This is a genomic window from Dietzia sp. SYD-A1 (assembly GCF_015356725.1).
Classification (GTDB): domain Bacteria; phylum Actinomycetota; class Actinomycetes; order Mycobacteriales; family Mycobacteriaceae; genus Dietzia.
Genome location: NZ_JADDKI010000593.1, coordinates 1 through 11,896, shown reverse-complemented (window position 1 = coordinate 11,896; position 11,896 = coordinate 1). Strand labels below are relative to the sequence as shown.

General features: G+C 69.4%; 16 protein-coding genes. 5 read left to right on the top strand and 11 right to left on the bottom strand.

Annotated elements, in window-relative coordinates; all coding sequences use genetic code 11:
* Positions 1-231 precede the first annotated feature (231 nt).
* From IY392_RS17510 to IY392_RS17495, 4 genes are all read right to left on the bottom strand, one after another.
* Positions 232-1,623 (bottom strand): HAMP domain-containing sensor histidine kinase, encoded by a 1,392-nt coding sequence (locus IY392_RS17510; protein ID WP_107756971.1) that lies wholly within the window; start codon positions 1,621-1,623, stop codon positions 232-234.
* Positions 1,623-2,306 (bottom strand): response regulator transcription factor, encoded by a 684-nt coding sequence (locus IY392_RS17505; RefSeq protein ID WP_107756972.1) that lies wholly within the window; start codon positions 2,304-2,306, stop codon positions 1,623-1,625. Before IY392_RS17505 ends, IY392_RS17510 begins: the two co-directional genes overlap by 1 nt.
* Before the next feature lie 177 nt (positions 2,307-2,483).
* The gene (gene rpmF, locus IY392_RS17500) at positions 2,484-2,654 is read right to left on the bottom strand and encodes a 50S ribosomal protein L32 (RefSeq protein WP_107756973.1); all 171 of its coding nucleotides are present in this window, start codon (positions 2,652-2,654) and stop codon (positions 2,484-2,486) included.
* Positions 2,655-2,719: 65 nt separating this feature from the next.
* Positions 2,720-2,980 (bottom strand): type B 50S ribosomal protein L31, encoded by a 261-nt coding sequence (locus IY392_RS17495; RefSeq protein ID WP_107756974.1) that lies wholly within the window; start codon positions 2,978-2,980, stop codon positions 2,720-2,722.
* 358 nt (positions 2,981-3,338) lie between these two features.
* On the opposite strand from IY392_RS17495, the gene rpmB reads away from it, so the two are divergent.
* From rpmB to IY392_RS17470, 5 genes are all read left to right on the top strand, one after another.
* Positions 3,339-3,575: a 50S ribosomal protein L28 gene (gene rpmB, locus IY392_RS17490; protein ID WP_007632788.1), complete on the top strand. Its 237-nt coding sequence runs from the start codon at positions 3,339-3,341 to the stop codon at positions 3,573-3,575.
* Between the two features lies 1 nt (position 3,576).
* Positions 3,577-3,741, top strand: a complete 165-nt coding sequence (rpmG, locus tag IY392_RS17485; RefSeq protein WP_017836290.1) for a 50S ribosomal protein L33 — start codon at positions 3,577-3,579, stop codon at positions 3,739-3,741.
* A 3-nt stretch (positions 3,742-3,744) separates the two neighbouring features.
* Positions 3,745-4,050, top strand: a complete 306-nt coding sequence (gene rpsN / locus IY392_RS17480) for a 30S ribosomal protein S14 (protein WP_017836289.1) — start codon at positions 3,745-3,747, stop codon at positions 4,048-4,050.
* Positions 4,051-4,060: 10 nt separating this feature from the next.
* Complete coding sequence (rpsR, locus tag IY392_RS17475) at positions 4,061-4,318, top strand: 30S ribosomal protein S18 (protein ID WP_017836288.1); 258 nt, start codon at positions 4,061-4,063, stop codon at positions 4,316-4,318.
* 164 nt (positions 4,319-4,482) lie between these two features.
* Positions 4,483-5,424, top strand: a complete 942-nt coding sequence (locus IY392_RS17470) for an AEC family transporter (RefSeq protein ID WP_107756975.1) — start codon at positions 4,483-4,485, stop codon at positions 5,422-5,424.
* Between the two features lie 9 nt (positions 5,425-5,433).
* Here IY392_RS17470 and IY392_RS17465 read toward each other — a convergent pair whose 3' ends face one another.
* From IY392_RS17465 to IY392_RS17435, 7 genes are all read right to left on the bottom strand, one after another.
* The gene (locus IY392_RS17465; protein WP_231750310.1) at positions 5,434-6,075 is read right to left on the bottom strand and encodes a CPBP family intramembrane glutamic endopeptidase; all 642 of its coding nucleotides are present in this window, start codon (positions 6,073-6,075) and stop codon (positions 5,434-5,436) included.
* Between the two features lie 109 nt (positions 6,076-6,184).
* Positions 6,185-6,856: a 3-oxoacid CoA-transferase subunit B gene (locus tag IY392_RS17460; protein WP_107756977.1), complete on the bottom strand. Its 672-nt coding sequence runs from the start codon at positions 6,854-6,856 to the stop codon at positions 6,185-6,187.
* A complete protein-coding gene (locus tag IY392_RS17455) occupies positions 6,856-7,632 on the bottom strand; it encodes a CoA transferase subunit A (RefSeq protein WP_017836284.1) in 777 nt (258 codons plus the stop codon). The genes IY392_RS17460 and IY392_RS17455 overlap by 1 nt, the downstream gene beginning before the upstream one ends.
* A 25-nt stretch (positions 7,633-7,657) precedes the next feature.
* Positions 7,658-9,307: an AMP-binding protein gene (locus IY392_RS17450; RefSeq protein WP_194861922.1), complete on the bottom strand. Its 1,650-nt coding sequence runs from the start codon at positions 9,305-9,307 to the stop codon at positions 7,658-7,660.
* A 36-nt stretch (positions 9,308-9,343) separates the two neighbouring features.
* The gene (locus tag IY392_RS17445; protein WP_107756979.1) at positions 9,344-10,204 is read right to left on the bottom strand and encodes a CoA ester lyase; all 861 of its coding nucleotides are present in this window, start codon (positions 10,202-10,204) and stop codon (positions 9,344-9,346) included.
* Entirely contained in the window at positions 10,201-10,710 is a 510-nt protein-coding gene (locus IY392_RS17440; RefSeq protein ID WP_107756980.1) for a MaoC family dehydratase, read from the bottom strand. Before IY392_RS17440 ends, IY392_RS17445 begins: the two co-directional genes overlap by 4 nt.
* 3 nt (positions 10,711-10,713) lie before the next feature.
* Positions 10,714-11,859 carry an acyl-CoA dehydrogenase family protein gene (locus IY392_RS17435; protein WP_107756981.1) on the bottom strand — a complete coding sequence of 382 codons (1,146 nt, stop codon included), beginning with the start codon at positions 11,857-11,859 and terminating at the stop codon, positions 10,714-10,716.
* Positions 11,860-11,896: the final 37 nt, after the last annotated feature.

Genomic DNA, 11,896 nt, shown 5'->3' with positions numbered 1-11,896 from the left:
ACCCCATCCCTGCTCGGGTTGGACGTGCCCGTACTGGCCCTGTCCGTACTGGCCCTGCCCGTACTGATGGTGTCCGTGCCCGCCCGCGCCCGGACCCGAGGCCCACTCGTCGCCGGGCCGGGGATCACCGGTTCCCCGATCGTTCTCGTTCTCCATGGGGATCATGGTTCCTCACCGCGCTGTGTGCCCGCTGAGACCACCGGTGCCGCCTCCGGATGGTTCAGGGACGGTTCAGCTCGGGGGACGGTCGCTTCCGGGGATGGTCATGCGCACCTCGGTGCCCCCGCCGTCCGCGTCGTGGATCTCCACGGTCCCCCCGTGCCTGGTGACCACCTGACGGACGATCGCCAGCCCGAGCCCGGAACCCGGCATCGCGCGCGCCTCCCGCGAACGGTGGAACCGCTCGAAGACCAGCTCCTTGTCCGCTTCGGGGATCCCAGGCCCCTGGTCGGCGACGGTCAACTCCACCACCGACTCCGACACCGGGTTCATCCGAACCGTCACCGTTCCCCCGGTGGGGCTCCACTTGGCCGCGTTGTCGCAGATGTTCAGGACCGCACGCTCGATCCCCGCACTGTCACCGAACGAGTACCAGGGCGCCAGCTCCACGTCGAAGTGCACGTCGTGACGTCGCCGTCGGACCCGCTCGAGGGCCCGCTCCACCGCCTCCGACACCGCGACCGGTTCCAGTTCGACGTCCCCGGAATCCTCGCGGGCGAGTTCGACCAGGTCCCCGACGAGCTGGGTGAGTTCAGAGATCTGACCGACCACGTCGACCTCGAGCGCCCCCCTGTCGGCGTCCGGGATGGTCGGCGCCCCCGGCCTGCTCGCGGCGATCAGCAGTTCCACGTTCGTGCGCAGGCTGGTCAGGGGCGTCTTGAGCTCGTGACCGGCGTCGGCCACGAGCCTCGATTGTCGCTCCCTGCTCTCCCCCAGCGCGACGAGCATCTGGTTGAAACTCGCGGTGAGTCGAGCGATCTCGTCATCCCCCGCGACCGGGATGGGCCGCAGGTCATCGGTCCGTGCGATCCTCTCCACCGCCCGGGTCAACCGGGCGACCGGGGCCAGACCCGTGCGCCCGACCGCCGTCCCGGCCACCGCCGCCAGCGCGATTCCGGCCGCGCCCACCAGGGTCAGGACTATCGCAAGGCGGTTCAGGGCCGCCCTCGTGGGGCTCAGATCCTGGGCCAGGATGAGGGTCGAGCCGTCCCGGACCCCCACGGCATAGATCTGCTTTCCCCCGGCCGTCCGCAGGCTCGAGTCGGTCTCGCCCCGCACCACCGCGATCTCCGGGCCACCGATCTGGAACGGTTCGCCGGCGGCTGTCCGCACACCGGAGGGGGCGACGATCTGAGCGTCCAGGTTGGGGTTGAAGGCCCTCAGCGCGATGAGGGTGCTGCGTGACTGCAGTGCGAACTCCGAGGCGAGCTGACTGTTGACGAGCTGATCCGCCTGTTGCTGGAGCCGGTTGTTGACCTCGCTGTACATGGACCCGGACACGACGAAGTACGCCGCGACGGCCATCAACGCCACCGCGACGCCCACCGAACTCGCCGCCAACAGGGTGACCCGCTGGTGCAGGGAGATCGGCGTGGAGGACCACCCCACCGTGCGGGCTGGCACTACGGCGTCTCGCGCAACACGTACCCGACGCCCCGCACGGTGTGGATCAGCCGACTCTCCCCCTCGCCCTCGGTCTTGCGGCGCAGGTATCCGATGTAGACCTCGAGCGCGTTCCCCGAGGTGGGGAAGTCATAACCCCACACCTCCTCGAGGATGTGACTCCGGGTGAGGACCCGGCGGGGATGGTGCAGGAGCAGTTCGAGCAGCGAGAACTCGGTGCGCGTCAACTGGATCCGGCGGTCGCCCCGGCTGACCTCACGCGTCGCCAGGTCCATCCGCAGGTCCTCGAACTCCAGCACCTCGTCGACGTCCTCGGCCTCGGGGCCCCGACGGCGGAGCAGCGCCCGGAGCCGGGCCAGGAGTTCTTCCAGGGCGAAAGGCTTGGGCAGGTAGTCGTCGGCGCCCGCGTCCAGCCCCGCCACCCGCTCGGACACCGCGTCGCGCGCGGTCAACATCAGCACCGGGAGATCGTCCCCGCGGCTCCGGAGTATCCGGCAGACCTCGAGACCGTCCCGCCGGGGCATCATGACGTCGAGGATCACCGCGTCCGGACGGTTCGTGTCGAGTCGCTCGACCGCCTCGACACCGTCCCCCGCGAGCTCCACCGCGTAACCGTTGAACGTGAGGGAGCGGCGCAGGGACTCACGCACGGCCTGGTCGTCGTCCACAACGAGGATCTTCATACGGGGAAGTCTCTCCCACATCCCTGAACCACGGCTGAGGAACACCGCGACCGACGCGCATCGCGCTGAACATCCGCGGACGCCGACGAGCCCGGCGGGTCCGGGAGGGACCCGCCGGGCTCGAGACCGGGCGTGTGCGAGCGGCGCGGGGGCACCGCCGGGCTCAGTCGACCGGGGTCAGCGGTCGAGGTCGATCAGGCCGAGCTTGGCGGCCTTGACCAGGCGGCGCGGCAGCACCACGGGGCGGCCGTCGACCTTGGTCTCCTGGAGGGCCGGGTTCTCGGCCTTCCACTGCGAGCGGCGGGAATGGGTGTTGGCGCGCGAGAGGCGACGCTTCGGAACTGCCATGACTGTTACGTCCTCTTGGGTCTCGGGTGTGTGAGAGGGCCGGCGGCACACCGCCGGCCCACGGCTCACTTGGTGCGACGGGCGCGGTTGCCGTAACGGCGCTGGAACTTCTCGACACGGCCGGCCGTGTCCATGACGCGCTGCGCGCCGGTCCAGAACGGGTGCGACTCACTGGTCACGTCGACCACGATGAGCGGGTAGGAGTTGCCGTCCTCCCACTCGACGGTCCGCTCGCTCTTGGCGGTGGAGCGGGTGAGGAACTTGGTGCCCGTGCCCGAGTCCTGGAAGACCACCGGGTGGTAGTCGGGGTGGATGTCGTTCTTCATACTGGATCCCTCTAGCTCGGTAGAAGTCTTGGGTCTGGCGCCCGCCCCGTCAGGGACGCGCGAGTGCCAGTGGCCGAACCGGGGATCCCGGTATCAGCACACGCATCGGTAGATCGTACCCGTACGATGACCGGGTACCCAATTCGCGCGCCTCGCCCGCCCGCTCCACCGGCGCTGACGTGCTGATTACCGTTTCGCGCGGTCGGGCCGTAAACTAGACCATCGCTGTTGTCTGCACGTTTGCTATCGCCTCTCCCGGTGCCCGCGACGTGACGGTCCACTGCTGCTCGGCGCAGGCCGGCTCCCAGTTGCGACCCTCACGCGCCACCGTACGAGGAGGCGGAAGGAGAACCACGCCATGTCGGCGCATTGCCAGGTAACGGGACGGAAGCCGGGTTTCGGCAAGTCCGTCTCGCACTCACACCGCAGGACCAACCGTCGCTGGAACCCGAACATCCAGCGTCGTAGCTACTTCCTGCCCTCCGAGGGACGTCGCGTCACGTTGACCGTCTCCACCAAGGGCATCAAGACCATCGACCGCGATGGCATCGAGGCCGTCGTGGCCCGAATCCGCGCCCGTGGGGAGAAGATCTGAGATGGCCCGTAACGACGTTCGACCCATCATCAAGCTCAAGTCCACGGCCGGTACCGGGTTCACCTACGTGACCCGTAAGAACCGCCGCAACAACCCGGACCGCATCGTCCTCAAGAAGTTCGACCCGGTCGTCCGCAAGCACGTCGAATTCCGAGAGGAGCGCTGACCCGTGGCCAAGAAGTCAAAGATCGCGCGTAACGAGCAGCGCAAGGCCAAGGTGGCCCGGTTCGCCGAGCGGCGCGCCGAGCTCAAGGCGATCATCAAGAACCCCGAGAGCACGGACGAGGCGCGCATGGACGCCCAGACCGCGCTCAACAAGATGCCGCGTGACGCCTCGCCCGTGCGGGTGCGTAACCGCGACGTCGCCGACGGCCGCCCGCGCGGCTACCTCCGCAAGTTCGGTCTCTCCCGCGTCCGGATGCGCGAGATGGCCCACCGTGGCGAGCTGCCCGGTGTCACGAAGTCGAGTTGGTGAGTAGGTAATCATGGCAAAAGCGCGTAGCACCCCGTCCAAGAAGGTCCGTGCCCAGGAGGGTCGTCGCCCCAAGAAGAACCCGTTGAAGGTCGCGGGTATCGAGACGGTCGACTACAAGGACGTCAACACCCTCCGCACGTTCATCTCCGACCGCGGCAAGATCCGTTCGCGCCGCGTCACCGGCCTCACGCCGCAGCAGCAGCGGCAGGTCGCCGTCGCGGTCAAGAACGCCCGCGAGATGGCTCTGCTCCCGTTCACCAGCCGCTGAGCCACCGCTCGGCGCGGTCGAACCGCACCGCACGTCCCGCCCGCGGCAGCTAGCCGCCGACTCGGACAACAGCAACCCGATCGGGGTCGCGCCTCCTGGTTTCAGGAGTGCACGGCCCCGATCGGCGTTATCGCTCCCCCCTCCCCGACCCTCAGGAGTCCGCAGTGGCCGGCGTCCTCAACGGCTTCGCCGTGATCGTCGCGCTCGTCGCGCTCGGGTGGCTCCTCGCCCGTTCACGGGTCCTCGGCAGCGACGCGCGGTTGGTGCTCAACCGACTCGTGTTCTTCGTCGCCACCCCGGCCCTGCTGTTCGACGCGCTCGCACGGACCACGCTCGACCAGGTCTTCACGGGAGTCTTCGTGGTGTCCGCCGGTACGGCGATCGTGATGGCGGTCGCCTACGTGCTCGTCGCGAAGGTGTGGCTGCGGCGCCCGACCGCCGACCTCGCGGTCGGGGCCCTGTCCGCGAGCTACGTCAACTCCGCCAACCTCGGCATCCCCATCGCCGTCTACGTCCTGGGGGACTTCGGGTTCGTCATGCCGCTCCTGCTGTTCCAGGTGGCGGTACTGCAGCCGATCGCGATCGCCGTGCTCGAGCGTGCCGCCCGCGCGGAGGGCACGACCGACGGGGGTGGGGGTGCGTTCGCCTCCGCGCTCCAGGCGGCCCGGACCCCCCTGGTCCTGGCCGCGCTCGCCGGGGTGGTGGTGGCCGCCCTCCCGTGGTCACCGCCCGAACGCCTCCTCGAACCCGTCCACCTGGTCGGCCAGATCTCGGTCCCCGGCGCTCTCCTCGTCTTCGGAATGTCCCTCTATGGCGTGAAGGTGCTCGAGGCCGGGGCCTCACCCCGACGGGAGATCGCGCTGGCGAGCGGACTGAAACTGGTGGCCCACCCACTCCTGGCGTACGCCGTCGGCAGCGGTCTCATGGGGATGCGGGGTCACGAGTTGCTCACCGTCGTCGTCGCGGCGGCCCTGCCCACCGCGCAGAACGTCCTCGTGGTGGCCACCCGGTACGGCCACGGGACACTGCTCGCCCGCGACTCGGCGGTCCTCACCACCCTCGGGTCGCTCCCCGTACTGCTGCTGGTGTCCGCGCTGCTGGCCTGAGCGCGCCACTCAGGTGGCGCCCGCCGCCACGATGCCGGCGAACACGACCGCGTTGTTGACCCCGTGGAGCACGATCCCCGGGACGATCGACCGGTACCACTGCGCCATCACGCACAGGGAGATCCCCACGACCAGCAGATACGGCAGGGCGGGCGGGATCAGGTGCACGGCGGCGAAAATCGTCCCCGCGAGCGCGATCCCCGGGACGGCCCGGAACCTCGCGCGCAGTGCGGGCAGGACGATCCCCCGGAACACCACCTCCTCGGCCACGGGGACGAGCACCGCCACGGCGAGCACCCCCAGCACCACGAACACGGGCCCACCCGTGGCGAGGTCCTCGAGCCCTGCCTCGGACCCCTCCTGCCCGGCCCCCAGCGGGAGCAGCACGATCATGGATGCGACGACCCCGGCGACCATCACGGCCGGGATCTGCCACAGCAGGTGTACCGGTGACCGCTCGGGTGCGCGGAGCCCCACATCGGCCCAGCGCAACCCGCGTCGGCGGAGCAGGTGCACCCACACCGCGACCAGCGCCGCCACCGCCGTGCCGCCGAGCACCACGAGAGCGAGCAGGGCGGTGTCGGGCGGCGGGCTACCGACGGTGCTCGCGACGAGGAGTCCGAGGAGGACGACGACGACGAGTCCGACCACATACCCCACAACCCAGGCCAACGCCGAGAGCGCCGCCCGACCACGGACCGGTGTGGTCCAGAGTCCGGCGGCGCGTGCGGGCGGTGGGGTGATTACCGCAGCTCCTCGATCACGACAGGGCCTCGGCCACCCGGTACGGGGCTGCCGTGGCGGCGGCGACCTGATCGAGGGTCACCCCGTCGACCAGCTCGATCAGGGTGAGCCCGTCGGAGTCGCGGTCGAAGACCCCGAGTTCGGTGATGATCCGGTCCACGCACCCCAGACCGGTGAGCGGGAGGGAGATCTCCGGGACGATCTTCGACGAGCCGTTCTTGGCCAGCTGGTCCATCACCACGACGATGCGGCGGGCGCCCACCACGAGGTCCATCGCGCCGCCCATGCCCTTGACCATGGCCCCGGGCACCATCCAGTTGGCGATGTCGCCGGCCGGGTTGACCTCCATGGCGCCGAGTATCGCCACGTCGATCTTCCCCGAGCGGATCATGCCGAAGCTCATGGCCGAGTCGAAGATCGACGAGCCGGGCAGCGTGGTGACGGTCTCCTTGCCGGCGTTGATCAGGTCCGGGTCGACATCGTCCGGATGCGGGTACGGCCCGATCCCCAGCAGGCCGTTCTCCGACTGCAGGGTGACGTTGACGTCCTCAGGGACGTAGTTGGGTACCAGCGTCGGCAGACCGATCCCCAGGTTGACGTACTGGCCGTCCGAGAGCTCGAGGGCCGCGCGGGCGGCCATGGCCTTGCGGTCGCGACCGAGCCGGGCGGGCGTGCTGGAGGTGCTCATCAGCGCTGTCCTTCCGAAGGCGGGTTGGTGGTGGTCTTCTCGATCCACTTGGTCTGCTCCACCTGCTGCGGGGTGAGTTCGACCAGGCGGTGCACGAAGATGCCGGGCAGGTGGATGTCGTCCGGGGCCAGTTCTCCGACCTCGACGATCTCCTCGGCCTCGACGATGCACACCCGACCGGCCATGGCGGCCAGCGGCGAGAAATTGCGGGCGGTGAGGTTGAACCTCAGGTTGCCGCTGCGGTCCGCAACCGCGGCCCGCACGAGCGAGAAGTCGGCCTCGATGGCCTGCTCGAGCACGTAGGTCTCGCCCCGGATCTCCCGGGTCTCCTTGGGCGGGGAGGCCAGCGCGACCCCGCCCTCGGAGTCGTACTTCCACGGCATCCCGCCATCGGCCACGTAGGTCCCCACGCCGGTGCGCGTGTAGAACGCCCCGATCCCGGAGCCGCCGGCACGCATCCGCTCGGCGAGGGTGCCCTGCGGCGTCAGCTCGACCTCGAGCTCACCGGACAGGTACTGCCGCGCGAACTCCTTGTTCTCGCCGACGTACGACGAGACGATGCGTCGCAGTTTGCCGGTCTCCAGGAGCATGCCGAGGCCCTTGCCGTCGACCCCGGCGTTGTTGGAGAAGACCTCGAAGTCCCCGACGTCGCGGGCCGCGAGTGCCTCGATGACGACCTGCGGGATCCCGCAGAGGCCGAAACCGCCGGCGGCGATCGACGCCCCGTCCGGGATGTCCGCGACGGCCTGCTCCGCGGTCATGATCTTGCTGGACATACTCGTCCTCCTTGAATGTGGGCGGTCAGGCGATGCCGAGGATCTCGATCGCCGTCTTGCGCATGTCGACCTTGCGGACCTTCCCGGTGACGGTCATGGGGAACTCGTCCACCACGTGGACGTACCTGGGGATCTTGTGACGGGCCAGCTTGCCGGTCGCGAAGTCCCGGACCTCCTCGGCGGTCAGGTCGTCGCGTCCGGGCTTCAGCCGGATCCACGCCATCAATTCCTCACCGTACTTCGGATCCGGGACCCCGATCACCTGGGCGTCGAGGATGTCGGGATGGGTGTAGAGGAACTCCTCGACCTCACGCGGGTAGATGTTCTCGCCCCCGCGGATCACCATGTCCTTGATACGGCCGGTGATCCGCACGTAGCCGTCGGCGTCCATCTCCCCGATGTCCCCGGTGTGCATCCACCCGTCGGCGTCGAGCGCCTCTGCTGTCTTCTCCGGCTCGTTCCAGTACCCGATCATCACGCTGTAGCCCTTGGTGCAGAACTCCCCCGCCTCGCCGCGCGGCAGGGTCTCACCCGACTCCGGGTCGATGATCTTGATCTCGAGGTGCTGACCGACCCGCCCCACGGTGGTGACGCGGCGATCCAGCGAGTCGTCGGCCCGGGTCTGTGTGGACACCGGGGAGGTCTCGGTCATGCCGTAGCAGATCGAGACCTCCTCCATGTTCATCCGGTCGATCACCTGACGCATGGTCGCCTCCGGACAGGGTGAGCCCGCCATGATGCCGGTCCGCAGGGAGGACAGGTCGTAGGAGTCGAAGTCCTCGAGCGCGAGCTCGGCGATGAACATCGTCGGCACGCCGTACAGGCTCGTGCACTTCTCCTGCGCCACCGCCCGCAACGAGGCCGCGGGGTCGAACGCCGGCGCGGGGATCACCATGCACGACCCGTGGGTGGTGCACGCGAGGTTGCCCATCACCATGCCGAAGCAGTGGTAGAAGGGCACCGGGATGCATACCCGGTCCACCTCGGAGTAGCTGATGGTCTCACCCACGAAGAACCCGTTGTTGAGGATGTTGGTGTGGGAGAGCGTGGCGCCCTTGGGGAAACCGGTCGTGCCCGAGGTGTACTGGATGTTGATGGGGTCGCCGGCGCCGAGACCGGCGCGGATCCCGGCCAGCTCGTCGGCGTCGGTGGGCCCCGACATCATGGACTCCCACTCCTCGTCGCCGAACAGCACCACCACCTCCAGGTCCGGGCAGCTCGGCTGGACCTGCGAGAGCATGCCGGTGTAGTCCGAGTCCTTGAACTGGGGCGCCGCGACCACGGCCTTGATCCCGGCCTGCTTGAGCACGTACTCCAGCTCGTGGACGCGGTAGGAGGGGTTGATGTTGACCAGCACCGCCCCGATCTCGGCGGTGGCGTACTGGATCATCACCCACTCCCAGCGGTTGGGGGACCAGATCCCCACGCGGTCGCCGGTCCGGATCCCGAGCCGGAGCAGGCCCGAGGCAAGGCGACGGACGTCGGCGTGGAACTCCGTGTAGGTCCACCGGAGTCCGGCCTGCACGTCGACGAGGGCGTCGCGGTCGCCGAAGCGCTCGACCGTGGCGGCCAGGTTGTCGGCGATCGTCTGCGTGAGCAGCGGGACGTCGGTGTCCCCACGGGTGTGGGAGAGTGCGGGGTCCAGTGGGGTGGAATCGAGATCGGTGGTGGTCATCTCGGTACTCCTTGGCGGTCTGTCGGGTGGGGGGTCTCAGGTGGCGGAGGCCGCGGCGCGACGCATCGTGGCCTCGGCCTGTCGGAAGACGGGGCCGTCGACCATGCGGCCGTCCAGCCGGAAGACGCCCTGGTTGCTCCGGGCGGCGTCGAGGACCTTCCGGGCCCAGGCCACCTCGTCGTCGTCGGGCGCGTAGGCCTGTCGGACCACCGCCACCTGGGACGGGTGGATGCAGGCCGTGGCCACGAACCCCAGGGCGACGGCGTCGAGCGCCTCGGCGCGCTGACCGGCCTCGTCGGCGATGTCGAGGTGGACCGAGTCCACCGCCCACCGACCGAACGCGGCCGCCGCGAGCGCGACCTGCGCACGCGCGTGCCTCGGGACGTCGCGGTACTCCCCCGCGACCCGGGGGCCACCGGCCTCGATTCCCGAGAATCGGCTGGTCGAGCCACCCATGGCGGCCAGGAGGTCCTCGGCGCCCCACATCATCCCGGCGCATCCGGGTGCGGCGGCGATCTCCGCGGCGCGGATCACGCCCAGAGGCGTCTCCACCAGCGCCAACACCGCCGCGCCGGTGGCAGCGTGGACGTCGGCGACCTGCGCGGCCGACTCGGTCTTGGCGAGCATGACGCAACGGTAGCCCGTCCCGGTGAGGGCCTCGAGGTCCGCGGCGTGGTCATCGGAGTCGCTCGGGTTGACACGGACGATCGTGCGCTCCGGATCCAGGTCGGAGGCCACGAGCGCCTCCCGGGCGGCCGGTCTGGCGTCCGGTGCGACCGCATCCTCCAGGTCGACGATCACCACGTCCGCTCGCTCGGCCGCCTTGCCGTACCGCTCGGGGCGGTCGGCCGGGCAGAACAGCAGTGCCGGGCCGGGCGGGATCCACGCCGGGGTCATGCCGGCCCCTCCCCCGCCTGGTCGGCCGGACGCTTACGGACCAGCGTCTTACGGACAGCCCTCGCCACCACGTCACCGTGCTGGTTGCGACCGATGTGCTCGAGGGTCACGATGCCCTCGCCCGGGCGCGACTTCGACTCCCGCTTGTCCGTGCACACCGTCTCGGCGTAGAGGGTGTCGCCGTGCAACACGGGCTTGGGGAAGGTGACCTCGGAGAATCCGAGGTTGGCCACGATCGTGCCCTGGGTGAGCTGCGCGACCGACAGCCCGACCAGCGTCGACAGCGTGTGCATGGAGTTCATGAGCCGCTCGCCGCCGAAGCCCGGCTGCTCGGCCGACCACGCCGCGTCCAGGTGCAGGGCCTGCGTGTTCATCGTCAGCGTGGTGAACAGGACGTTGTCCGTCTCGGTCATCGTGCGCCCGGGGCGGTGGAGGTAGGCGGTGCCCACCTCGTACTCCTCGAACCACAGTCCGCGTTGGACGACCTCTTTGCGCTGGTCCGTCATCGCCTACAGCCCCAGTCCCCGCGCGATCAGCATGAGCTGCACCTCGGTGGTGCCCTCGCCGATCTCGAGGATCTTGGAGTCCCGGTAGTGCCGCGCCACCGGGTACTCGTTCATGAACCCGTAGCCGCCGTGGATCTGGGTGGCGTCCCGGGCGTTGTCCATGGCCGCCTCGGAGGAGACCATCTTGGCGATGGCGGCCTCCTTCTTGAACGGCTTGCCGGCCAGCATGAGGCGGGCGGCCTCGTAGTAGGCGCAGCGCGCGGTGTGGGCGCGGGCCTCCATGCGGGCGATCTTGAAGGAGATCGCCTGGAACGACCCGATCTTCTGGCCCATGGACTCGCGTTCACGCGCGTACTTGACCGACTCGTCCACACACCCCTGCGCCGCGCCGGTGGCCACCGCCGCGATCGCGATGCGGCCCTCGTCGAGGATCGACAGGAAGTTCGCGTAACCGCGTCCCTCCTCCCCGAGCAGGTTCTCCGCCGGGACCCGCACGTCGGAGAAGGTCAGCGGGTGGGTGTCGGAGGAGTTCCACCCGACCTTGTCGTAGGCCGGTTCGACGGTGAAACCGGGCGTGCCGGACGGGACGATGATGGTGGAGATGGCCTTCTTGCCGTTGTCGCGGACGCCGGTCACGGCGGTGACGTTGACGAGCGAGGTGATGTCGGTCCCCGAGTTCGTGATGAACTGCTTGTTGCCGTTGACCACCCACTCGTCGCCGTCGCGCTTGGCGGTCGTCCTGGTGGCTCCGGCGTCCGACCCCGCCCCGGGCTCGGTGAGTCCGAAGCCCGCGAGCGCCTTCCCGGCCGCGAGATCGGGGAGCCAGGTGTTCTTCTGCTCCTCGGTACCGAAGTGATAGATCGGCATCGCACCGAGGCCCACGCCGGCCTCGAGCGTCATGGCGGTGGATTGGTCGACCCGGCCCAGTTCCTCGAGTGCCAGGGACAGGGCGAAGTAATCGCCGCCCATGCCGCCGAACTCCTCCGGGAAGGGCAGCCCGAACAGGCCCATCTCGCCCATCCCGGCCACGATCTCGTAGGGGAACGTGTGGTTGCGGTCGTGCTCGGCCGAGGCGGGGGCGACCACCTTGTCGGCGAACTCGGCGACCGTCGACTTCAGGTCGGCGTAGTGCTCTTCCAACTCAGGCATTGCCTTCTCCTTCGGATTCCTCGGTGGAGGGGTCGGG